The 22,500-nt window shown below is 64.4% G+C and carries 16 protein-coding genes, 1 tRNA gene and 1 other RNA gene; 8 read left to right on the forward strand and 10 right to left on the reverse strand.

The window, feature by feature from the left end:
- Nucleotides 1-12: 12 nt before the first annotated feature.
- Nucleotides 13-2,511, reverse strand: a complete 2,499-nt coding sequence (locus tag LDN90_RS03000; protein ID WP_223947863.1) for a glycoside hydrolase family 3 C-terminal domain-containing protein — start codon at nt 2,509-2,511, stop codon at nt 13-15.
- A gap of 185 nt (nt 2,512-2,696) precedes the next feature.
- Between LDN90_RS03000 and LDN90_RS03005 the strand changes: the two genes are divergently transcribed.
- On the forward strand, nt 2,697-3,287 hold the full coding sequence (locus tag LDN90_RS03005) for a TetR/AcrR family transcriptional regulator (protein WP_223947864.1): 591 nt from the start codon (nt 2,697-2,699) through the stop codon (nt 3,285-3,287).
- Nucleotides 3,288-3,639: 352 nt separating this feature from the next.
- Here the strand turns inward: LDN90_RS03005 and LDN90_RS03010 are convergent, their stop codons facing one another.
- Nucleotides 3,640-4,263, reverse strand: coding sequence for a TetR/AcrR family transcriptional regulator (locus LDN90_RS03010; protein ID WP_223947865.1), 624 nt, complete (start codon nt 4,261-4,263; stop codon nt 3,640-3,642).
- Between the two features lie 138 nt (nt 4,264-4,401).
- Between LDN90_RS03010 and LDN90_RS03015 the strand changes: the two genes are divergently transcribed.
- Genes LDN90_RS03015 through LDN90_RS03030 form a run of 4 tightly spaced genes read left to right on the forward strand, consistent with a single transcriptional unit; the run spans nt 4,402 to nt 8,514 of the window.
- Nucleotides 4,402-5,217 carry an oxidoreductase gene (locus LDN90_RS03015; RefSeq protein WP_223947866.1) on the forward strand — a complete coding sequence of 272 codons (816 nt, stop codon included), beginning with the start codon at nt 4,402-4,404 and terminating at the stop codon, nt 5,215-5,217.
- Between the two features lie 58 nt (nt 5,218-5,275).
- Entirely contained in the window at nt 5,276-6,178 is a 903-nt protein-coding gene (locus LDN90_RS03020; RefSeq protein ID WP_223947867.1) for an alpha/beta hydrolase, read from the forward strand.
- Nucleotides 6,179-6,185: 7 nt separating this feature from the next.
- The gene (locus tag LDN90_RS03025) at nt 6,186-7,199 is read left to right on the forward strand and encodes an NAD(P)/FAD-dependent oxidoreductase (RefSeq protein WP_223947868.1); all 1,014 of its coding nucleotides are present in this window, start codon (nt 6,186-6,188) and stop codon (nt 7,197-7,199) included.
- Nucleotides 7,200-7,245: 46 nt separating this feature from the next.
- Nucleotides 7,246-8,514: an FAD-dependent monooxygenase gene (locus LDN90_RS03030; protein WP_223947869.1), complete on the forward strand. Its 1,269-nt coding sequence runs from the start codon at nt 7,246-7,248 to the stop codon at nt 8,512-8,514.
- A 253-nt stretch (nt 8,515-8,767) separates the two neighbouring features.
- Here LDN90_RS03030 and LDN90_RS03035 read toward each other — a convergent pair whose 3' ends face one another.
- The gene (locus LDN90_RS03035; protein ID WP_223947870.1) at nt 8,768-10,114 is read right to left on the reverse strand and encodes an aspartate kinase; all 1,347 of its coding nucleotides are present in this window, start codon (nt 10,112-10,114) and stop codon (nt 8,768-8,770) included.
- A 199-nt stretch (nt 10,115-10,313) separates the two neighbouring features.
- Between LDN90_RS03035 and LDN90_RS03040 the strand changes: the two genes are divergently transcribed.
- Nucleotides 10,314-11,438, forward strand: coding sequence for a hypothetical protein (locus LDN90_RS03040; RefSeq protein WP_223947871.1), 1,125 nt, complete (start codon nt 10,314-10,316; stop codon nt 11,436-11,438).
- Here the strand turns inward: LDN90_RS03040 and recR are convergent.
- The 5 genes from recR to LDN90_RS03065 all read right to left on the reverse strand — a co-directional run bounded on the left by recR (nt 11,392) and on the right by LDN90_RS03065 (nt 16,431).
- Nucleotides 11,392-11,991, reverse strand: coding sequence for a recombination mediator RecR (gene recR / locus LDN90_RS03045; RefSeq protein WP_216921891.1), 600 nt, complete (start codon nt 11,989-11,991; stop codon nt 11,392-11,394). The two genes, LDN90_RS03040 and recR, sit on opposite strands and share 47 nt — an antisense overlap.
- Nucleotides 11,992-12,024: 33 nt before the next feature.
- The gene (locus LDN90_RS03050) at nt 12,025-15,120 is read right to left on the reverse strand and encodes a DNA polymerase III subunit gamma and tau (RefSeq protein WP_223947872.1); all 3,096 of its coding nucleotides are present in this window, start codon (nt 15,118-15,120) and stop codon (nt 12,025-12,027) included.
- Nucleotides 15,121-15,154: 34 nt separating this feature from the next.
- Nucleotides 15,155-15,251, reverse strand: an RNA gene (gene ffs, locus LDN90_RS03055) — signal recognition particle sRNA small type.
- A gap of 97 nt (nt 15,252-15,348) precedes the next feature.
- Entirely contained in the window at nt 15,349-16,071 is a 723-nt protein-coding gene (locus LDN90_RS03060) for a M15 family metallopeptidase (protein WP_223947873.1), read from the reverse strand.
- Between the two features lie 36 nt (nt 16,072-16,107).
- Entirely contained in the window at nt 16,108-16,431 is a 324-nt protein-coding gene (locus LDN90_RS03065; RefSeq protein ID WP_223947874.1) for a hypothetical protein, read from the reverse strand.
- Between the two features lie 303 nt (nt 16,432-16,734).
- Here LDN90_RS03065 and LDN90_RS03070 point away from each other — a divergent pair.
- Nucleotides 16,735-16,819: transfer RNA gene (locus LDN90_RS03070), tRNA-Ser, on the forward strand.
- 46 nt (nt 16,820-16,865) lie between these two features.
- Here LDN90_RS03070 and LDN90_RS03075 read toward each other — a convergent pair.
- Complete coding sequence (locus LDN90_RS03075) at nt 16,866-17,813, reverse strand: LysR substrate-binding domain-containing protein (protein WP_223947875.1); 948 nt, start codon at nt 17,811-17,813, stop codon at nt 16,866-16,868.
- A 123-nt stretch (nt 17,814-17,936) separates the two neighbouring features.
- Here LDN90_RS03075 and LDN90_RS03080 point away from each other — a divergent pair, with 123 nt between their 5' ends.
- Nucleotides 17,937-21,398 (forward strand): bifunctional proline dehydrogenase/L-glutamate gamma-semialdehyde dehydrogenase, encoded by a 3,462-nt coding sequence (locus LDN90_RS03080; protein WP_216921867.1) that lies wholly within the window; start codon nt 17,937-17,939, stop codon nt 21,396-21,398.
- Nucleotides 21,399-21,524: 126 nt separating this feature from the next.
- Here the strand turns inward: LDN90_RS03080 and LDN90_RS03085 are convergent, their stop codons facing one another.
- On the reverse strand, nt 21,525-22,445 hold the full coding sequence (locus tag LDN90_RS03085; RefSeq protein ID WP_216921865.1) for an oxygenase MpaB family protein: 921 nt from the start codon (nt 22,443-22,445) through the stop codon (nt 21,525-21,527).
- Between the last annotated feature and the right edge of the window lie 55 nt (nt 22,446-22,500).

A 22,500-nucleotide genomic window follows, 5' to 3' on the forward strand; every position in this document is an offset into this window, starting at 1 on the left:
TGCCCTCTATTATTACCGCACCTCGATGTCCAGAGTCTGGAAGCTATCCGCAACATGGCGACCCACCAGCAAGCGGAAGCTTCCACGCTCAAACTGCCAGCCGCCGTCGTAATGCGCAAAAGCCCTTGCCGGGATCCGGACTTCGACGCTGTCAGTCCCCGCTGGAGCAAGGTGGGTTCCTGCGTAGCCTGCCAGCCAACGGACCGGACGTTCCACAGCGGAATCGGTGCGCTCGAGGTAGACCTGAACCACTTCACGTCCCGTACGCGTGCCGGAGTTCTTCACCGGGACGTGCACAACCACATCGTTGCCGGCCGTGACCGACTGTGGTGCGTGGGCGGTGCCCAACTCGAATGTCGTATACCCGAGCCCGAAGCCGAAAGGCAGCGCCGGAGCAGGACCACCTTCGCCCTGCTGCTTGAGCCACGCCCGGTAGCCCACGTGAATTCCCTCGGAGTACACCACTTTGCCGTCCACGGGAGTGGTGTTCAGGACCGGGACATCCTCCAAGGCTGCCGGCCACGTGGTTGGGAGGCGGCCGCCAGGTTCCTCGGCACCAAGCAGGATGTCTGCAATCGCGCTGCCGAACTCCTGTCCACCGAACCAGCCCAGCAGCACCGCGTTTACCTTCCCGAGCCACGGCATCACCACAGGTGAACCCGAATTCACAACCACCACCGTGCGTGGATTGACCGCCGCGACAGCTTCTACGAGGTCGTTCTGGAACCCGGGGAGGTCCAGGTTCTTACGGTCAAAGCCCTCGGATTCGATGGCTGCATTGGTTCCCACGACCACCACGGCAACATCGGAAGCCCGGGCGGCTTCCACCGCTGCGTCGATTTCGGCCCGCGGATCCGCCACCACGGTTTCTTCACCCAGCAGGATTGCCGTGAACGGGATGATCTGTTCCTTGGGCAGACGATATTCGGCTTCGATACGCACCTGCTGGCGGGCTGCGGTCTGAACTGCGTGAACAGTCTTGGGCGGATCGAAGAGGGCGGCACCCAGGACGTCAGTGTCATCCTGGATCTCGTCGTTGAAGACTTCGGCTCCATCCAATGAGAGACGGATGTGCCCCACCGTGCCCACTCCGAGGTGGTGGATACCTGCAGAGTCGGCTGTCCAGTCGGTTTCCATCCGGATGATGGCGGCGCCTTCCGGGATGCCGATGCCGAACCAGATCAAGTGTGACGCCAGGCGGTCTTCGCCCGAGATCTCTGTGCCGTCTTCTGCAAGGAACGTAACGCGGATCCCCGGGATGTTGGAGACCGGATTGTGCAGGGAAGTCCGGGGGAACGCCTGAAGGCCCTCGGCCACCTTGGCGCCGCGCGCGTAGGTGACCTTGACGCCGTCGGGCAGTGCTTTGCGCAGTCCCTCAAGCGGTGAGACGGTGTACTTGGGCATCACCGTGGCGCTTCCGCCGCCCTGCGTGCGTGCCTCTTCAGCGTTGTGGCCGATCACGGCAAGGCTGTTCAGCGTCGCGGCGTCCAGCGGCAGGATGCCGCCTTCGTTACGGACCAGCACGGCGCCGCGGACGGCAACTTCACGCGCGACGGCGGCCCCGTCCAGTTTGGCGGGGAGCCCGGTGACTGCGGGCTCGAAGCCTTCGAGGGAGCCGACGCGGGCAGCGAGACGGAGGATACGGATGACCTTTTCCAGGATGGCCTCCCGGCTGACGCGGCCATCATTGACGGCGGCCAGAAGCTTGGGGCCCCAATGTCCTATAGGCCCCGGCATTTCCAGGTCCTGGTGGGCGTTGGCGGCATCGATCGAGCGCACTCCCGTCCAGTCGGAAACCACCACGCCGTCGAAGCCCCATTCCGTGGAGAGCGGGGTCTCGAGCAGCTTGTTTTCGCTCGCCGTGGTGCCGTTGATGGAGTTGTACGAGCTCATGACCAACCAAGCGCGGGCCTCGGTGATGGCGTCTTCGAACGCTGCCAGGTAGAGCTCCCGCAGCGGGCGTTCGTCCACTACAGAGTCGGAAGTGAAGCGTTCCGTCTCGGCCTCGTTGGCCAGGTAGTGCTTGGGAGTCGCTCCTACGCCCATGGACTGCACGCCGGCAACGTACCCGGCGGCCATGGTTGCCGTGAGCCGCGGGTCCTCGCTCATGCACTCGAAATGACGTCCACCCAGAGGCGAACGATGAAGGTTGATGGTGGGGCCGAGCACGGCGTGGACGCCCTTGCGGCGGGCCTCCTGGCCGAGGACCTGTCCGTAGCGGTGTGCCGTTTCCACGCTCCACGTCGCGGACAGGGCGGACGACGACGGGAGGGAGATTGAGTCGTGCCGCTCGTCGAAGTCTTCGCCGCGGACGCCTGCTGGCCCGTCGGACAGGACGACGCGGCTCAGTCCGATCTCGGGGATCGAATGGGTTGCCCAGACGTCCGCTCCCGTCAGTAGTTGGATCTGCTGCTCCAGGGAGAGGCTCTGTGCGAGTTCCCGGATGCGGGCCTCGGCGTCCGGCGCTCCGGCCTGCGGGGCCGTGACTGCGGCCGACAATGTGGGGTTCATTTACTTGACTCCTTTGATACGGGTGACGGGGAAGGCCGCGTCCACTGCGTTGAAGACTCCGGGCGCTAGTCCCAGGACCGTCGGGTCTTGACACCGACTTTAGCCTCAAAAATCTAGCGTGACTAGGTTTTTGAGCGATAAATCTAGTCCAACTCGATTTTTGGCGCGTGAAATAGACTGAGCGGATGTCAATGTCGAGGGCACGCGGCCAATACGCGAAAGGTGCGGAGCGCCGCGAACAGATCATCCAGACGGCCACCGATGTCTTTGCCACAGAGGGATTTGAAGGCACAGCCCTTAAGCACGTCGCGGATCTGGTCGGCGTCAAGGAAGCCACCCTGTTCCATTACTTCAAAGGCAAGCAGGAGCTTCTTACCGCAGTCCTGGCAGAGCGCGACCGCCGGTCCTTGGCCGCAAGCGGTAACGAAGGTGTGGGGATACACCTGATGCCCGCAATCGCCGAGCGGAACCGAACGGAACCTGGACTGACCACGCTCTACGCAGTAGCGTCCGCCACGGCCAACCACCCTGCGCACGACTCACACCCTTACTTCAAGGAACGTTACGAGGCAGTGGTGCGGGAGATAGCAGAGGACATCGCCCGTCGACAGCAATCCAACGAGGTCCGGACCGACGTTGACGCCGCCATTCTGTCCAGATTGGTCGTTGCGGCGTTCGATGGACTGCAGTTGCAGTGGCTCTATGACAAAGACGTGGACATGGCGGAGGGACTGAGGCAGCTCATCGACGTCCTGCTGGCTCCATCCGGGCATTAATGCAAGGAGGACCGGGGAGCAGTTTTATGCATGGAAGAAGTTCGTTGTCCGAGGTGCTTCTCGTAGTGCCTGACAGTGACGGCGTGTCCTGGAGCATCCGCAGGTAGCTAAGCGTCCGGGGTGCGGTCTCGGCTCCGTCCCCCACTTTGGGATGGGGCCTTTCCGTGAAGAGCCGATCACTGACCGCTAAAGTGAAGATCTCACAAACCGTCGTAGAGAACTTCTTTGGACACCTCAGGGAAGATATGCCACAGCGTCCAAATCCTCAATACGGAGCCACCCGCAGCAGCGCGGCACGATATATCTGCTGGTAAATCGCCGGGCTGCGTTCAGCCGCTCGGCTGCGCCCTCCTCAGCGGCGGCTCACGCGTGGCAGCAACGCGAACGCGCTTTCGGCAATCCGGGTCAAGCGGGCAGGGCTGTGGCCGTATGCACCGACGATGTCGGTCCCGCGGATCACGGTTAGCACGAGGAATGCCAGATCTTCAGCATCGGCATCCGGGTCGATGTCTCCGTTGCGCTGCGCCGCGCGCACACACTCGGCCACCGCCGTCACGAGCATAGAGAAACATTCGGCAGCAAGGCGCTGCACCTCGGCGTCTGAGGCGCCGATCTCCAGGGCCATCTTGCCCGCGAAGCACGCAGCCGCCGCCCGGTCGGAAGCTGGAGGCACATCGTCGGCTAGAGGCACCCCGTGGACGGCGCGGAGCAGGTAGCTGTGGAGCCGTTCCAGTGCGCCGTCGTCCGTTCCGGCGAGAACCTTCGCCGGAACGTTTCCCAACCGGTTGAAGTATCCGGTCATCGCTTGCACCAGCACGCCGTGTTTGCCGTCGAAAGCGGCATAGAGGCTGCCGCGGCCCAGGCCGGTTGCTGCGCTGATGTCGTCGACGCTCGTGCCGTTGTAGCCCGACTCGCGAAATTGCCGCTCGGCGGCATGGAGAACGTGGTCGCGGTCGAAGGTTCGTGGTCTCGCCATACATACAAGATAGAGCCGAAAGGTCGTAATTGACAAATCAGTACAGAACCGCCTAGCGTTGTTGACTGTTCAGTACATAAATGTCTGACTCCCCATATCTGGCGCGGCGAAGTCACGCCTATAGTCGAAGGAACCAACATGCAGACAGCTCTCCCAGTGGCCCTCGTGACGGGCGCTTCCTCAGGAATCGGGCGGGCAGCAGCTCGTGCCCTCGTAGACGCCGGCTTCGCGGTGGTCGGCACGAGCCGAAACGCCGCGAACGCCCGCCCGCTTGCCGGGGTGTCGTTCCTCGATCTCGATGTAGCCAGCGACGAATCGGTCCATTCCCTGGTCGAGAAGGTGATCGAACGGTTTGGTCGGACCGACGTCCTGGTCAACAACGCAGGCGTGGGCGCCGTCGGCGCCGGCGAGGAAAGCTCGATCAACCAGACCAAGGAGGTCTTCGACATCAACGTCTTCGGCCTGATGCGGATGACAAACGCAGTGCTGCCCCACATGCGCGCCCAGGGCAGTGGCCGTGTGGTCAACGTCTCCTCGGTACTCGGTCTGATCCCAGCCCCCTTCATGGCTATCTACGCCGCCACCAAGCATGCAGTCGAGGGCTACTCGGAGTCCGTCGACCACGAGCTTCGCGAGCACGGCGTCCGGGTGCTGCTGGTCGAGCCGGCCTTTACAAGCACGAGTTTCGAGGCGAGCAGCCTGGCACCGGACTCGCCACTGCCGGTCTACTCCGCACAGCGGGAGGTCTCCCGAGACGTACTGGCCACCGCTTTACGTACCGCCGATGACCCCGATGTTGTCGCAAAAGTGATCGTCGCTGCCGCCACGGACTCCAAGCCCGCACCCAGGTACACCGCCGGTTCGATGGCCGGACGCGTGAGCGTCCTGCGCCGGTTCGTGCCCTCGCGCACCTTCGACAAACAGATCCGCAAGCTCAACCAACTGGCCGGCTGACACCGAAGCCAGCACCAGCATCTCCCGTCCGACCCCTCTCGAAACAGGCTCAACACGCATGGACTTCGAACACGTCACTTTCGACTTGCCGCATGGCACTTTTCACGCTCTGCAGGGCGGTGACCCCACAGGTCAACCAACGATCTTCCTGCACGGATTCCCGGACCACCCGCCGACGGCGAAGGCGTTCCTCGCCGAACTCGGCCGCCAGGGGCGCTACGTCCTCGCGCCTTGGCTTCGCGGTTACGCCCCGTCCCCGACGGCGGGTCCATTCGATTTCGCATCCTTGACCAGCGACGTGGTCGCGCTGATCGAGCAGTGGTCTCCCCAGCGCCAGGTGGACCTCATTGGCCACGACTGGGGCGCCTTCATCACGTACGACACCACCGTCACCGCGCCGGAGCGCATCAAACGCGCAGTCACGCTCGCTATCCCCCACCCCCTCACATTCATCGGCCGGCCCCGCCCCGCCCAACTCCGCCGGAGCTGGTACATGGCCTTCTTCCAACTTCCCGGAAGCGGCATGATCGCCCGAGCCCGCGACTTCGCCCTCATCGACCGCCTCTGGCGTCAATGGTCACCAAACCTGACCCTCGACCCGGCTCTCCACGCGGAGCTACACGAGCACCTCGGAGCGAGCTTCCCCGCGCCCCTCAAGTACTACCGGGCGATGACCCGCCTGGGCATGCTGAAGGCTGCACGCCGCCTCTCCCACCCCATCACGGTGCCCCTGCTGCACATCCACGGCGCAGACGATGACTGCATCCTCCCCCCGAACGTCGACGACCGGCATCGATACGCCGCTCCGCACGTGCGCGCCGTCGTCCCCGACCTCGGCCACTTCCTGCACATCGAAGCCCCCGAAGCGATCGCGGAACGGATCACGACATGGGTGGCGAGTGGCTCACCCGACCCTCGCCGCGCAACCAACCCGACAACCGTCCAGAACCCGAAAGGCTGACCAAACCATGACTGAGACGACTCCTCCATTCACGAGTGACGAACTGGCCGAAGGCACTATCGACACGGTGGTGATCGGAGGCGGCGCCGCAGGACTGAACGGCGCTCTGATCCTCGCCCGCTCCCGCCGCTCGGTCGTCGTGATCGACAGCGGCTACCCCCGCAACGCGCCAGCGGAAGCCGTGCACGGCCTCCTCGCCCTGGACGGCACGCCGCCGTCCGAGATCCTTCGACGGGGACGGGAGCACGTGCGCCACTACGCCGGACGCATCGTCCTCGGCGAGGTGGTCTCGGCTGAGCCCGCCGCCCCCTCAGCTGACGGGGATTTGCGGTTCACCGTCACCCTCGCCGACGGCCGCAGCATCACCGCCCGCCGCATCCTCGTGGCCACCGGCCTCACCGACGTTCTGCCGGACGTGCCCGGGCTCGCCGAACACTGGGGGCACAGCGTGGTGCACTGCCCGTACTGCCACGGCTGGGAGGTCCGCGACGAACCCATCGGTATCCTCGCCACCGGCCCGCTCTCCATCGCCCACGCGTATCTGTACCGTCAGCTGACCGAGGACCTGACCTACTTCACCCACGGCACCGACCTGGACGAGGACAACCGCGCCCGCTTCGCCGCCCGGGGCATCCGCGTCATCGACACCCCGGTCACCGAGGTCGTCAACGACGCCGACGGCGCCCTCGCCGAGGTACGCCTGGCCGACGGCCAGGTCGTGGCCCGCCGGATCCTCGCGGTCCTCGCGCAGCTGCAGATCCGCGCCCAGGGCCTGGAAGGTCTGCACCTGCCCGACCAGGACCTGCCGAACAAGGGCCGCAGCTTCGCCTCCGGCACGGCCGGCATCACAGAGGTGCCTGGAGTGTGGGTGGCCGGCAACGCCACCGATCTGACCGCCCAGGTCGGGGCCTCCGCAGCGGCCGGCGCACTGGCCGGGGCCGACATCAACAGGATGCTGGCCATAGCGGACACCGACGCGGCCCTGCACGCGGCTGGACCGGGTCCGACACCCCATGTCTGAACGCACCGGCGTCGAAACCACCCACTCCCGAAAGGCACGAGATCCCATGATTGCTGCTGAAGAGACGTTCGACGCGCCCAATCCCATGGACAAGAACATGACATTGCGACAGCGGGCCCTGGTGGTCGGCCTCGGGATCAGCGGGACCGCCTCCGCGCTGCGACTGCATCGCGCGGGCTGGGACGTGGTGGTGCTGGAGAAGGCCCCCGAGCGGCGCCGCGGCGGATACTTCATCGCCCTGTTCGGGACCGGGATCGCCGCCGCCGAACGGCTGGGCATCGCCGATGCCGTGCCCAATCGCGTCGCTCCGGAAGCCGTGAGCTACGAAGTCGACCGCACGGACCGGCGCCGCCGCGGTCTAAGCTACGCCGATGTGTTCGGCGGGTCTCGACTCGTATTGCGGGGCGACGTCGAAGACGCGGCCTTCACCGCCCTGCCCGACGAAGTGGAGATCCGGTACGCGACCGTGCCGAGCGCGCTAGACCAGTACCTCGCCGGGGTGGACGTAGAGATCCGCGACCTGACGACGGAGACGACGACCGTCGAACGGTTCGACCTGGTGGTCGGGGCAGACGGACTGCGCTCGACGGTGCGCCGTCTTGCGTTCGAGCCCGAGCAGAGCCCGATCCGTCCAATGAACTACATGATCGCCGCGTACAGCCTGCCCGAGGCGGTACCCGGCTACCGCCTACACGACGGGCTGATCATGGCCGAGGAGGGCCGATCAGCCTGGGTGTTCCCGTTCGCCGACCGTCCGCCGACGGTGCTGCTCTCCTACCGCACCGACGACGTCGACGCCCAGTTCACCCGGCCAGCCATCGACTCGCTGCGCGCCGCCTACGGCCCCGAGCCCACCGGCTCAACGCTCGGTTGGCTGCTCGACCAGTTCGAGAAGGCCCCCGACCACCTGTTCGACTCCGCCGAACAGGTGCACCTCGACCACTGGCACAGCGGGCGAGTGGTGCTCGTCGGCGACGCCGCGTGGTGCCTGACCGTTTACTCCGGCATGGGGGCATCCACCGGCCTGGCCGGGGCCGACCTGCTCGGCACCATGCTGGAGCGCCACCCGCATGACGTGCCACGAGCGCTGCAGGACTGGGAGGACCACCTGCGACCGTTCGTCGACCACCACCTCGGCAGCGGTGTGAACATGCGCAGTTTCTTCACCCCAGGCAACCGCGCCGAGTTGCTGCTTCGGACCGCGATGATACGCCTCGCCCGGCTGCCGATCGCCGGCCGGTTGCTCGCCAAGATGAGGACCAACAGCGCGGGCGTGCGGATGAAAAGTCTGGATATCGCCGCCGCTGCGGCGTGAGACCAACCCGGTGCGGACCGTGTCGACCTGAGCACATAGAGAGGCATATGCCAGCCAACACGCCCGCCGACAGCACCTGTTGACGACGGGCATACCGCCACGCGAAGAAGGCTCCGTCCCAAGTGGGGACGGAGCCTTCTCAGAAGAGCCGGTCGCTGGCCGCTAAAGTGGAGACCTCACCAATTTGAGAGTCCAACTTTCGGGGACCAGTTCACTTGCTCCGGTCCTCCTTGTTTTGTAAGGCTTGGTGGCCCTAGCGGCCCGTGCCGCCGTAAACGGTAGCTTCAGCGTCGCCGTCGAGCTCGAATGCAGCGTGGATGGCGCGGACGGCGTCATCCAGGGCATCGGCGCTCGTGACAACCGAGATGCGGATTTCCGAGGTGGAGATCATGTCGATGTTGATGCCGGCGTCGGAGAGGGCCTTGAAGAACGTTGCCGAAACGCCGGGGTGTGAACGCATTCCCGCGCCGATCAGGGACAGCTTGCCAACGTGCTCGTTGTATTCGATGCTCTCGAAGCCGATTTGGTCTTCAGCTGCACGCAGGGCGGCCAAGGCATCGGCGCCTTCGACGATGGGAAGCGTGAACGAGATATCCGTGCGGCCCGTGCCGTGGGTGGACACGTTCTGCACGATCATGTCGATGTTCGAGTGCGCGTCCGCGATCACCTGGAAGATCGCAGCGGCCTTGCCCGGAATGTCCGGCACGCCTACAACGGTGACCTTGGCTTCGGACCGGTCGTGTGCAACGCCGGAGATGATTGGCTGCTCCAAGGCAACTCCCTCTTGAATCGTGAACTTTTCATCGGCGCCCGGGATGACCCACGTGCCTTCGTGCTGGCTGAATGACGAACGGACGTGCAGCGGCACGCCGAAACGGCGGGCGTACTCAACGCACCGCAGGTGCAGGATCTTGGCGCCGGAAGCAGCAAGTTCCAGCATTTCCTCGCTGGAGATGCGGTCGATCTTCTGGGCCGACGACACAACACGGGGATCGGCGGTATAGATGCCGTCCACGTCCGTGTAAATCTCGCAAACATCGGCTTCGAGCGCTGCAGCCAAGGCAACGGCCGTGGTGTCCGAGCCGCCACGACCCAGCGTTGTGATCTCGTTGGTGCTGCGGCTCATGCCCTGGAAGCCCGCAACGATCGCAATGTGTCCCTTGTCCAGGGCGGTGCGGATGCGGTGGGGGTCGACGTCGATAATCCGGGCCTTGCCGTGGATGCCGTCGGTAATCATGCCTGCCTGGGAGCCCGTGAAGGACTGGGCGGAGGCGCCAAACTTGTTGATGGCCATGGCAAGCAGTGCCATGGAAATTCGTTCTCCGGCGGAAAGGAGCATGTCCATTTCGCGGGCAGGAGCGGAGTCCGTAACCTGGCCTGCGAGGTCCAGGAGTTCGTCTGTGGTGTCTCCCATGGCGGAAACAACAACCACAACCTCGTTGCCGGCCTTCTGCGCATCCACAACACGCTGAGCGACCCGCTTGATGCCATCAGCATCGGCAACCGAGGAACCGCCGAACTTCTGAACGATCAGCTGCTTGGTAATGGCAGCTCCGTCGGAGAGCTCGTCGATCTTCACTTCGGTAGTGGGCATAGTCATGCGCGCACCCTCACTGCATCAATAGGGTTCGAACGCGGCATGCCAAAATCGAAATTGGAGCACGCCTGCGTAGCTTATTTGGCCAGTTTATCGCCGTGTGCAGGGCTGGTAGGAATTGTGACCACATGGCGGCCACACAGTCTGTTTCAGCAGCAGGTCCCCGGGCGTACGATCCCTTTTATGAGCATTGCGTGGTGCCATGGCCAGGGTTCCTGAGAACCCGGAGGACCCGGGGCCGGCGCGCAGCGAATCGGAATACGAAGTGATCGGCGGCGGCGTAATCGACGACCGGTTTCCGCGGCATGACGGGACCGCGGGGAGTGAACACAGGCTGAACCATCAACCTGGGATCGCCGGCATTCTTGGAGCCGCTGTGCGGGAGGCGTGGGTTGACTGCCGCATGTCCTTGCAATCGTGGTGGTTCTGGTTGGCGTGCGCGTCCGCCTTGATTCTGGCCTGGGCGATGGCCACAGCTGTGGTGGCCTTCGGCGATGCCAACGGATGGTTCGAATCCAGTCTGCCAAGCGCCACGTACATACTGATGGCCGGTTTTATGGCAGTCGTTTCTGCACTCCTCGGGGCAGTGTGGGGCTTCCGTCAAACAGTTCGAACATTCTTAGGTGTGCTGTTCGCCGGAATGTTCCGCGGGGCAGCCTTCGCGGTGCCGTCCGGCATCTTGCTGCTCATCGTGGGCATGGCCGTCGGCGGGCCGATCGCGTTGGCGGGTGCCGGCGTCGTGGTTGTTGTCCTTGAAATTGTGTTGTTTGGACTCATAGGCGCCGGTGCCCGCGCCTGCTCGGGCCGAACGGCGGCAGGTGTTGCGTTGGCTGCGGCGCTGGTGGCATTCCTGTGCCTGGGCAACGTAGCGGCTACCATCGCGCTGATTCCGGGGACGGCGGTGATGGACCAAGCGTCAGTGCCCATCAACGTGGAGCGGGACGATGCAGGACGGATCACAGCATACGAGTGCGTTGGGCAACTGCGCCCCGTGGAAGTGGCGCATACAGAGTGGGTTGCTTGGCTGGCAGCGTCCAATCCGATCCTGCTCTTCGGTAGCATCGCCGCCGAGACGCTCCCCAAGGAGCATGAACTGACATGGGTGTTGTCCGGCTTGCAGTGGGCCGCCGATGGACCGAGCCGTGATGTTCCGTGTATCGGAGGGGAATCAAGTGATCAGCTTGCGCCTCCGGTGCCCGTCGCTGTCACTGGCCTCGTGATTCAGGCAGCGGTTGCTGCCTTGGTGCTCCTGCCGGGGCGCTGGTTGTCCTCGCGCCGCCTTACGTCAGCGCGTTCCGTCGGCCCTCAAACGCCCGGCCAAGCGTGACTTCGTCGGCGTACTCAAGGTCCCCACCCACTGGCAGGCCGGAAGCCAACCGCGTGACGGTGATCCCGATCGACTTGAGCATGCGGGCCAAGTAGGTGGCAGTGGCCTCGCCCTCAAGGTTGGGATCCGTGGCGATGATGATTTCCTGGATGGCGCCGTCGTTGAGGCGTGTGAGGAGTTCGCGGATCCGCAACTGCTCCGGGCCAATGCCCGCAATGGGATTGATGGCTCCTCCCAGCACGTGATACCGGCCGCGGAAGGAACGCGTGCGCTCTACAGCGAGAACGTCCTTGGACTCCTCAACCACGCAAATGACGGACGGATCCCGCCTAGGATCGCGACAAATGTTGCACATTTCCTGCTCGGTGACGTTGCCGCACACAGTGCAGAACTTGACCCGTTCCTTCACCGTGGTGATGGCCGTAACGAGCCGCTTCATGTCCTCGGGATCTGCCTCAAGGATGTGGAACGCCAGGCGCTGTGCCGATTTCGGGCCCACACCGGGAAGCCGGCCGAGCTCGTCAATCAGCTCTTGAACTGCACCTTCGTACAAAATGTCCTCGTTTGTTTGGTATTGATGCTGTCATCAGCGGGGTTGCAGGGGAGAACCGTCCAAGGCGCGCTCTTCGATCAGCTTTCCGCCCAGAATACGCTCGACGGCAGCCCGCCCAAAGACCCTCGATTCCTCGATCGTCTCGTCCTCCGGGCTGGGGATATCCTCCGGCGCCGGCTCCGGCCTGGCTTGCGTCCGCACGGGCGCCTGCACCCGTCCGGCTTGGGCTTCGGGACTGTTGGTCAAGCGCTGGTACAGGCTCTGACGAGCCGACGGAGCGCTCGACGGCGTGCCCTCCTCAAGCGTCGCAAGGGAGCCGCCAGCGGGCTGGGTTTCCGTGGCTGTAGTGGGCCACGCCGCAGGTGCTGGGGTGGTCGCCGGTGCCGTGCCGGGCCAACTCGACGCCGGGGCGACGTCCCAGCCCAAAGAGCCGTTTTGATCGGCGTTGGTTGCGTGGCCATAGGTGGTGGTCGCAGGGGCCGGGGCGTCTGGAATGTCATTTGCCGGGGCTTGCGCCACTGCCGGTTCATAGACAGGGACATTCGACGCGCCAGTGTCGGACTCGATGGGTGACTGGGGCCTGGCGCCCACATTGGATTCAGTGCCAACTACCCATGTGCCAGGTGCCTGTTCTACTGCCCTTGACCAGGGATCTTGCGAGGCCGATGGCTGTGACGACGTGGTAGCTGCAGTGGCCGAGGTTGCAGCGGCATGCGGCTCACGCGTTGGCTGCGATGACCCCGACGTAGCCTGACGTTCCCCGGAAGCGGCCGCCGGCGTGCTGTTCGAGGCGGAAAATGCGGGTGACGGTTCCCAATCCATCGGCGGTTCTTCGTCCAGCGGCGGCGCATCTTCGTCGAGCGGAGGACCCCAATCCTCGTTAGGGTAGGCGTAGTCTCCAGCTGGTTCCTGGGTAGGAGCCGGAGTTTCTACGGAAGCCGCCGCCTCTGCGGCAGGAGCTGGCGAGGATGCCGGCGTCGTTGATTCTGCCTGGACGGTGATGGTTGCGATTGGAATAGCTGCGTTTGGGGTCGCTAACTCCGGCCTGGCCGGAACCGGTGTTGCTACCTCAGGGGCAGCGGGGGCCAGGCCCCAGGCAGAGTCGACTGACGATGCAGGCTTCGGGGCTGCGGCCGGCACGTGGGCAGGCGCCTGGGTAGGGTCTGGGGCTGCCGACGGCGCTGCGGTGCCAGGTGACGCCGGAACATCCCGGCTAGTAGGTGCTTTTGGGTTTGGCTCAGAGCTCGCTGAGCTGTTGCCGCCAGCCACTGCGACGATCTGGCAGTCGATGCCGATGGTCTTGTGGATTGCCTGGCGAAGGTTCTCGGAGTGATCTGCGCGCCCAAAAGCACCGGCGAGCCCACCGGTGGTGAAGGCGAGTGTCAGCACTTGACCGTCGAACTGTGCCACTTGGGCATTGGGTTCAACCAAGGCCCAGGTGCTGCGTTTGATCTTGGTCAGCGTCTGCAGGACTTCGGGCCACGCTCGACGGAGTGCTTCGACGTCTCCGCCAGCGGCTGGCGCCGGCTTTGACGTGGGGGCCGGCTGGGAAACGGGTGCAGTCTGTGGGGCGGGTGTACTCTGCGGAGCCGGTTGCGGTGCGGCGGGAGGGGCCGTCGCAGCGGGTGGCTTCGTCGAGGGAGCATTCTGGCCGGGACGCTGTGTAGCCGTCGGCTCGTCCACCGGCCAGTCATTTGTGGTGACGCGGGGCGCGGAAAGTTGCTCGCGGGACACGGGCGTTGACGACGTTTCCGGCACAGGTGCAAGTGCAGGCGCTTGAACTGGTGCTTGTGCAGGTGCTTGTGCCTGAACTGGTGCGGGTGCTGGAGCCCCAGTCGGGACCGATTCAGCTGCCGCCGGCGCTTGCGCGGGAGCCGACTGGGCAACGGGGGCAACCGCCGGTGCAGAAGCCGCGGCGGAAGGTGTGCCAGAGGCGGCAGCCGGGACCCCCGCGTCGCCGGCGTAGTTCAGCCGACGCTCCACGCGGTCGATCCGGGCCGCAATGCCCCGTTCAGTCTGCTCGGAGCTTGGCAGCAGGATGCGCGCACAGAGAAGTTCCAAGTGCAGCCGCGGGGACGTGGCTCCGGTCATTTCCGTGAGCGCCGTGTTGGTGACGTCCGCCGCGCGGGAAAGCTCCGCAGCGCCCAGGTTTGTAGCCTGGTTGCGCATCCGGGCAATCTGGTCCTCGGGCACGCCGCGGAGGATGGCCTGTGCGCTCTCCGGCATCGCCTGGACGATGATGAGGTCCCGGAAGCGTTCCAGGAGGTCTTCTACGAAACGCCGGGGATCGTGCCCGGTCTGGATGACGCGGTCAACGGCACGGAAGACAGTTGAGGAATCAGCAGCTGCGACGGCGTCCACGACATCGTCCAGCAAGGAAGCGTGCGTGTAGCCGAGAAGCGCAACCGCGAGCTCGTAGTCGAGGCCGTTGGGTCCTGCGCCCGCCATGAGCTGGTCAAGCACGGACAAGGTATCGCGGACGGAACCGCCGCCGGCTCGGATAACGAGCGAAAGCACGCCCGGAGCCACGGGAACGTTCTCCTGGTGGCAGAGCAACTCAAGGTACTTCATGAGCGGCTCGGGCGGCACCAACCGGAAGGGGTAGTGGTGCGTGCGCGAGCGGATGGTGCCGATGACTTTGTCCGGCTCCGTGGTGGCAAAGATGAACTTGATGTGTTCCGGCGGCTCTTCGACGATCTTCAGGAGCGCATTGAAGCCAGCCGACGTGACCATGTGGGCTTCGTCGATGATGAAGATCTTGTAGCGGTCCCGCACCGGGGCGAAAGTTGCGCGCTCGCGAAGATCACGGGCGTCGTCCACGCCGCCATGGCTGGCGGCGTCAATCTCAATAACGTCCAGGGAGCCGGAGCCGCCGCGCGCGAGTTCGATACAGCTGGGGCACTTGCCGCAGGGGGTGTCGGTGGGTCCCTCGGCGCAGTTAAGGCAACGGGCCAGGATGCGCGCGGAGGTGGTCTTGCCGCAGCCGCGGGGGCCGGAGAAGAGGTAGGCGTGATTCACGCGGTTCTTCCGCAGGGCCGTCATCAGGGGCTCGGTGACGTGTTCCTGCCCGATAACGTCCGCGAAAGAGTCCGGGCGATACCTTCGATACAGGGCAGTTGTAACAGTCACAAGTGAAACCTACCTATAGGGACTGACATTTTAAATAAGAGACCCCTCATGCACCCGCCAGAGCCCATCTACCCTTGCTACCTTCCGGTCCTGGGGGAGTTCAACAGGATGACGCCACATGAGGGGCCGTCGACAAGCTTACCTGAACTTGGTTATTGGTTCGAATCGGCGCAGAGGGCTGTGGAAAACGCTCGACGACGGGTGGTCGGGGCCGGATTCCGGCGGGACTTAAGACAGGTAGTCAGGCGCGTCCTCTAGCCCGAAATATCGCTCAAGCGTTGTGATTCCCCTGGATTTCATATCTGTGGCGATCTCCACGCCCACGAACCGGAGATGCCACGGTTCATATTCGTAGCCTGTGATGCTCTGCGCCCCGGCCGGGTACCTGATGATGAACCCGTATTTCCAACCGTCCGTGGCCGCGAAACGTCCAACAGGAGTATCGGCGAAGCAAGCTTGCAGAGCACAGACGCCGCTGGCGTTGCCGATGTCCATGGCCAGGCCGGTCTGGTGTTCGCTGTAACCTGCGCGCGCAGCCAAGGTATCGGCGGTCTCCTGGCCGTATCGCGCGACGTAGTCAGCGTAGAGACTCTGTTGTTGAGAGTAGGAGCGGTATCCGCTGGTGGCCCGGACGTTGACCCCTGACGCCTTGGCTGCCTTCACGAACGAGTTGTATGCCGTTGCAGCCTCTGAGCGCAGCCGTTCAGTTGAAACCCGCGTAAGTGACGCCGGGACATAGCTTGGCGGATTCAGTATCCGGTGCTTGTTGACCACAACCTGGAGACTGTTGGCCGAGTCGATGTCGTATTGGACGGCGACTGCAGCCTGCGGGGACATGAGCCCCATGGACAGCAGTGCGGCAGCGAACCCCAACCAGAATTTGCGCAGCTTCATCGGGTCCTCCAAGGCAGGTACTTCCGGCAATGGGGCGACTGTACTCCCGGAATCCAAGGCCGACAATCCTTGAAAACAAAACCTCGTCCGGTATCACCGCCACCCCCTTACCGGCCATGTCATGAAAGCCGGCTCCTCGTAGGGGTGCGCCGCGTGCAGAGCCAGCACAACGGCGTCGAGCACGTCCTCCTCAACCACGCACTCAACCCGGGTCTCCGGGACATGTTCGCTTGATCCGACGTCGCCGATGAACGGCTGCGCGCCCGGCAGGGGAGTGAAGTGGCCAGTGCCGGGCGAAGTGAATGAGCAATGCGAGTAGTCGCCGATCCGTCCTGCGCCGGCGTCCCCGATCGCTTTCAGGAGGGCTGGAGTGTGGGTCTCGGGAACGTAAACGACCAGGGCGTGGAGCTGCGTCATGGGAACATCCTGTCAGTAACTTCGGCTCCAAAGCGGTCCACACCATTGCATATCTCCGGGTCACAGCGGACCATGGGTATGTACACCGATTGGGGCAATCTCAAGATTGTGAGCTGCGGGGCCTGGGGGCGAGGGGCCGGACCCGGCAGCTCAACGGTGATACCGCAAGAATGGGCGCGTTGGGGGCGTCCATTTTTCCGTTAAGGCGGGGTTTTGACCGACCCGCCTGGAGGTCCCGCCGGCCCGATTACACGATGCCGAAATTCTCAGGTACAGTAGTATCTGCTTTCGATTCGGAAGCAAGGAGAATTCGCCTAGCGGCCTATGGCGCACGCCTGGAACGCGTGTTGGGTTAACGCCCTCGGGGGTTCAAATCCCCCATTCTCCGCGTTTGGCCCCGGTCCCTGGACCGGGGCCTTTTGCGTTCTCGGAAGCTAGCCAGCATCCACTTGTTGCCCGGCATCCACTTGCTGCCCGGCGTCCACTTGCTGCGCCGCGGCCACGCGCTCCAGTACTTCGCGGCACGCAAGAATCGCGGGGTGGATCCGGCCGGCCGTCCTGGTGGACGTGAAGACTGTCCGCGCTGGCAGGCTGGGGAGGTCCAGTAGCTGGACGGGGCGGGTCCGGCCTGTCCAGACGAGGTCCGGCATGAGGGCAACGGCGTTTCCCGATTCAATGAGTCGGATCTGCGCTTGGAGGTCGGCCGTTTCGAATCGGACGTCCGGTTCGAAGCCAGCGGAACGGCAGGCCTGCTCGGCCCAGTGCCGGGAGGCGGCGCCACGGGGCTCCATGACCCAGGGCATGTCAGCGGTGTCTGCCAGTGAGGCAACAAGCTCCCCGCCCAGTCCTAACGGGGGAGTTGCCAGCCGGATGGCGTCGCTGGTCAGTGTTGCCCGGTCCAGCCCCGGGTGATGCGGCGCGGCGTGTCCGGGATATTGCTCCGCGACGACGATGTCGAAGTCGCGCGCCCAGGTCTCGTAAAGGGCCGTCTCGGGTTCGCGCTGGGTCATTTCAACGCGCACTTCCGGGTACTCCTGGCGCATGATGCTGAGGAAGTCAGGCAGCAACGCAAGTGCGGCGGACTGGAAAACGGCCAGCCGGACGGTTCCCGTGACTGTGGACAGTGACGCCGCCAGCTCGGTTTCCGCGCGTTCCAGTGTCTCCAAGAGGGCGGCGGTGTGTGCAACCAGGATCTCGGCTTGAGGTGTCAGCTGTACCCGGCGGCCGGCCTTGCGGAGCAGTTCGACGCCTGCTTCCTTCTCCAGCAGGGTCAGTTGCTGGGACACGGAAGAGGGGCTGTACTGCATGGCATCGGCCACCTCAGCCAGCGTTCCGCGGATCTTCAATTCGTGCAGCAAACGCAGCCTGCGGACGTCCAGCAAGGCGGCCTCCAAAGAATCGGAATGGGTAATGAATATTCGTCAGAAAAGATCGCTTTTCCTAACGTGATTGTAGATCCATACTGATGGAAACAAACAAACTTCTCCGCCTCAGAAGGAGCTCCAATGACCAGCACCCTCCCGGTTGCCGCCGCCCCGCGCACCCAGGATTCCGGGCAGTTCGATGCACTGGCACAGGAAGCCATCGCGTTGGTCCGCCACTGGCTTACTGAAGCCAGCAAGATTCCCGTGGACGTGTCCGCCCAGCGGCTCGCAGGTGTCTTGAAGGACCCTAATGGCCTTGACTTCACGGTCGGATTCGTCGACGGCGTCATCCGCCCTGAGGATCTGTCGGTCGCCGGCCGCAAGCTCGCCGAGCTGGCCCCGAAGGTGCCCAAGTTCCTCCCGTGGTACATGCGCAGCGCTGTCCGCGTGGGCGGCGTCATGGCTCCGATCGTCCCGCAGGTAGTTATCCCGATCGCCCGCCGGGTACTCCGCGAAATGGTGGGCCACCTCATTGTGGACGCCACCGACGCCAAGCTCGGCCCGGCCATCGCCAAAATCAAGCAGGACGGCGTTCACCTGAACGTGAACCTCCTGGGTGAGGCTGTCCTCGGTGAGCACGAGGCACAGCGCCGCCTGGATGGCACGCTCAAGCTCCTGGCCCGCGAAGACGTTGACTACGTTTCCATCAAGGAATCCTCCACCGTGGCACCGCACTCGCCATGGGCTTTCGACGAGGCCGTGGATCACGTGGTGGAGAAGCTCACGCCGCTGTACCGGCTCGCTGCATCCTTCCCCAAGCCCAAGTTCATCAACCTGGACATGGAGGAGTACAAGGACCTCAGCATGACCATTGCGGTGTTCAAGCGGATCCTGGACATGCCGGAGTTCAAGAACCTCGAGGCCGGTATCGTGCTCCAGGCATACCTCCCGGATGCGCTCGGTGCCATGCAGGAACTGCAGGAATGGGCCGCTGCACGCCGCGCACAGGGTGGTGCGCCCATCAAGGTCCGCGTCGTCAAGGGTGCCAACCTGCCCATGGAACAGGTAGAAGCTTCCCTGCATGACTGGCCGCTGGCGACCTGGGGCAGCAAGCAGGACTCGGACACCAGCTACAAGAACGTCATCAACTACGCCCTTACCCCGGAGCACATCGACGCCGTCCGCATCGGTGTAGCCGGCCACAACCTGTTTGATGTCGCCTTCGCATGGTTGCTCGCCAAGCAGCGCGGGGTTACGGAGGGTATTGAGTTTGAAATGCTTCTGGGTATGGCAACCGGCCAGGCCACGGCTGTCCGCAAGGACGTCGGCAGCCTTCTGCTCTACACACCGGTGGTCCACCCTGGCGAGTTCGACGTCGCCATCGCGTACCTGATCCGCCGCCTGGAAGAGGGCGCCAGCCAGGAAAACTTCATGTCCGCGGTCTTCGAACTGAGCGAAAATGAAGCTCTCTTCAAGCGCGAGCAGGAGCGTTTCCTGAACTCCCTGGCCCGCATGACGGACGAGGTCCCGGGTCCCAACCGCAAGCAGGACCGCCGCCTGCCAGCCGAGCCGGCCCCACTGGAGGGCTTCCGCAACACGGCGGACACGGACCCGGCACTCCCGGCAAACCGCGCCTGGGGCCGTGACATCCTCAAGCGCATCCCCGGGTCCACTGCCGGCAACAAGATCGTGGAATCCACCAAGGTCTCCGACGCCGCCGAACTGGACCGCATCATCGCCACCGCTGTGGATGCCGGTAAGGCCTGGGGTGCCCGCCCCGCTGCCGAGCGCGCCGCCATCCTGCACCGCGCCGGCGAGGTCCTCGAAGCCCGCCGCGCTGAACTTTTGGAGGTCATGGCCTCCGAGACCGGCAAGACCATCGACCAAGGCGACCCCGAGGTCAGCGAAGCAATCGACTTCGCTCACTATTACGCCGAGCGTGCCAAGGACCTGGAAAAGGTCGACGGCGCCACCTTCGTCCCAGCGAACCTCACCGTGGTAACCCCACCGTGGAACTTCCCGGTGGCGATCCCCGCAGGCTCCACGTTGGCAGCGCTCGCCTCAGGTTCCGCCGTCGTCATTAAGCCTGCAAAGCAGGCGCGACGCTCCGGTTCCGTCATGGTGGACGCACTCTGGGAGGCTGGCGTGCCGCGCGAAGTCCTGGCGCTCGTGCAGCTTGAAGAGCGTGAACTCGGCACCCAGTTGGTCTCACACCCGAGCGTTGACCGCGTCATCCTCACGGGCGGCTACGAAACCGCTGAGCTGTTCCGCTCGTTCCGCCAGGACCTTCCGCTGCTCGCGGAAACGTCCGGCAAGAACGCCATTATCGTGACCCCGAGCGCTGACCTGGACCTTGCCGCTAAGGACGTCGTGTACTCCGCATTCGGCCACGCCGGTCAGAAGTGCTCGGCCGCATCGCTGGTTATCCTGGTGGGCTCGGTGGCGAAGAGTGCACGTTTCCACAACCAGCTGATCGATGCCGCCCGATCGCTGACCGTCGGCTACCCGGAAAACGCCACCTCGCAGATGGGGCCGATCATCGAGCCGGCCAACGGCAAGCTCCTGAACGCCCTTACCACCCTTGGCGAAGGCGAAACCTGGGCCATCAAGCCTGAGCGCCTGGACGAGACAGGCCGCCTGTGGTCCCCGGGCATCCGTTCGGGCGTCAAGCGTGGCTCGTACTTCCACCTCACCGAATTCTTCGGCCCGGTCCTTGGCGTGATGACCGCAGAGACCCTCGAGGAAGCCATCGCCATCCAGAACGAGATCGAGTACGGCCTCACCGCTGGCCTGCACTCCCTGGACTCCGCTGAAATGGGCGTCTGGCTGGACACCATCCAGGCCGGGAACCTGTACGTCAACCGCGGAATCACTGGTGCGATCGTCCAGCGCCAGCCGTTCGGCGGCTGGAAGAAGTCGGCCGTTGGCGCCGGAACCAAGGCCGGCGGACCGAACTACCTCATCGGTCTGGGCAGCTGGCTCCCCGCCGAAGCCAAGGCCAAGCGTGGCACGGTGCTTCAAGGGGCAGCCGCCCAGGTACTCGCAGCTGCGAAGTCCGCTGACGTGACCGCCGAGGAACTTCAAACCCTCCAGCAGGCCCTCTTCAGCGACGCCGCCGCTTGGGAATCCGAATTCGGCACCCGCAAGGACGTCTCGGAGCTCACGGCAGAGCGCAACGTGTTCCGCTACCGCCCGATCCCCGTCACGGTCCGCCTGTCCGAAGGCGAGCGGCTCGCTGAGTTGTTGCGCGTAGTAGCAGCCGGTGCAGTGGCGGGATCGGCCGTCAAGGTGAGCACCGCCGTCGTGCTTCCCGATGCTGTGGTGAATGTGTTCGCGAACCTGGGCGTCAGCGTCCGGATCGAGGACGACGCCGCGTGGCTGGCTCGTGCAGCAAAGTTCGACGCCGGCAGGATCCGCTTGATCGGTGGCGACTTCGCCGCGCTGAGCGCAGCCATGGGTGGCCGCCCGGACGTTGCTGTCTACCACGGTGAAGTGACGCAGGCCGGCCGCATCGAGATGCTCCCGTTCCTGCGCGAGCAGGCCGTGTCCATTACGGCACACCGCTTCGGTACCCCGAACCACCTCTCGGACCACCTGATCTAGTCCCACCAAGACACGCCGGAATTGTAAAGACAGCCAGGCAGGACGTCGTCCATAACGACGTCCTGCCTGGCTGTCTTTAAAAAGAGAAGCCCGCACCTGTGTGCGAGCTTCTCTCGCGGGGTGATCTCAAACCGCGTATCCCAAGCGTTGCAGCCGCCGTCGCGCTGCGAGTTCGCTGGGCCCGTGTGAACCCAGGGCCAGCCGGACCATGCCCAGAACAGCACGGGCGGTGGTGACGGCAGGCAGGGGGATCGGACCCAGCCGGGCAGGTCGAAGGCCCAGCATGTCCCGGTACTTGGGTTCAAGGCTTGCGACGGCGGCAGCGAACAGGATCCGGTAGCCCGGCTGAAGCAACGGGCTCAGGGGCGGGCGGCGGATGAAGGCAATGGTTTCTGCCAGCCGCTCATCCGAGCGCAGGATCCCCGAGGCATACCAGGCTTCCAGCTCCTGGCGCACCTGGGCTTCGGTGAGCGGTGGGTCTTCCACTCCCATGAGCCGGCCAGCCTGGGCCCACTCACGGACGTAGGCGTCCGGACCGCCGGGTATCGGGCGGCCCCAGATGCGATTGGCCCTTAGGAAGGAATCCGCGTAGGTGACGTGGACCCAGCGGAGGAGTTCGGGATCATTGGCGGAGTAGTGGTGGGATGCACCGGTTCCGTCCACATAGCTTCCCCGGACATGCTCGTGGATCTTCCGGACACGGTAGGTTGCTGCCTCAGCGGCCTCTTTGGAGCCATACGTGACGGTGAAGATCCAGCGCACGGTACTGGCAAGCCGCCCGAGCGGGTCCTCCTTGAAGCCGGAGTGCTCGTAAACACCCGCAAGCGCGCCGGGATGCAAGGACTGCATCAGCAGGACCCTGATTCCGGCCACGATGGTGGCCATGGAGCCATGCACAGCCCAGACGGCCGAGCCGGGAAGGTGATATCCGGCGTCGTTCCCTTCTGCAAGGCGCGGCACCCACTCAGGTGGCGTTCCGGATGTTCCCGTGAACGTGCGTTGCAGGTCGTACCTATACTCGGTGAGGTAATTCCTCATGCATCCCATGAGACCGCTCTTCGCGGAACCTGTACAGAGAAATTTGTGCACGGCTCCTGCCCTC

The sequence above is a fragment of the Arthrobacter sp. NtRootA1 genome (genome assembly GCF_019976975.1).
In the GTDB taxonomy this organism is placed as follows: domain Bacteria; phylum Actinomycetota; class Actinomycetes; order Actinomycetales; family Micrococcaceae; genus Arthrobacter; species Arthrobacter aromaticivorans.

Bases quoted from the DNA above. Each gene is read 5' to 3' on its own strand.
- LDN90_RS03065 (WP_223947874.1), bottom strand. From the start codon at position 16,431: ATGACGCAGCTCCACGCCCTGGTCGTTTACGTTCCCGAGACCCACACT.
- LDN90_RS03080 (WP_216921867.1), top strand. From the start codon at position 17,937: ATGACCAGCACCCTCCCGGTTGCCGCCGCCCCGCGCACCCAGGATTCC.
- LDN90_RS03085 (WP_216921865.1), bottom strand. From the start codon at position 22,445: ATGGGATGCATGAGGAATTACCTCACCGAGTATAGGTACGACCTGCAA.
- LDN90_RS03005 (WP_223947864.1), top strand. From the start codon at position 2,697: ATGTCAATGTCGAGGGCACGCGGCCAATACGCGAAAGGTGCGGAGCGC.
- LDN90_RS03030 (WP_223947869.1), top strand. From the start codon at position 7,246: ATGATTGCTGCTGAAGAGACGTTCGACGCGCCCAATCCCATGGACAAG.
- LDN90_RS03035 (WP_223947870.1), bottom strand. From the start codon at position 10,114: ATGACTATGCCCACTACCGAAGTGAAGATCGACGAGCTCTCCGACGGA.
- LDN90_RS03015 (WP_223947866.1), top strand. From the start codon at position 4,402: ATGCAGACAGCTCTCCCAGTGGCCCTCGTGACGGGCGCTTCCTCAGGA.
- LDN90_RS03020 (WP_223947867.1), top strand. From the start codon at position 5,276: ATGGACTTCGAACACGTCACTTTCGACTTGCCGCATGGCACTTTTCAC.
- LDN90_RS03025 (WP_223947868.1), top strand. From the start codon at position 6,186: ATGACTGAGACGACTCCTCCATTCACGAGTGACGAACTGGCCGAAGGC.
- LDN90_RS03040 (WP_223947871.1), top strand. From the start codon at position 10,314: ATGGCCAGGGTTCCTGAGAACCCGGAGGACCCGGGGCCGGCGCGCAGC.
- LDN90_RS03010 (WP_223947865.1), bottom strand. From the start codon at position 4,263: ATGGCGAGACCACGAACCTTCGACCGCGACCACGTTCTCCATGCCGCC.
- LDN90_RS03000 (WP_223947863.1), bottom strand. From the start codon at position 2,511: ATGAACCCCACATTGTCGGCCGCAGTCACGGCCCCGCAGGCCGGAGCG.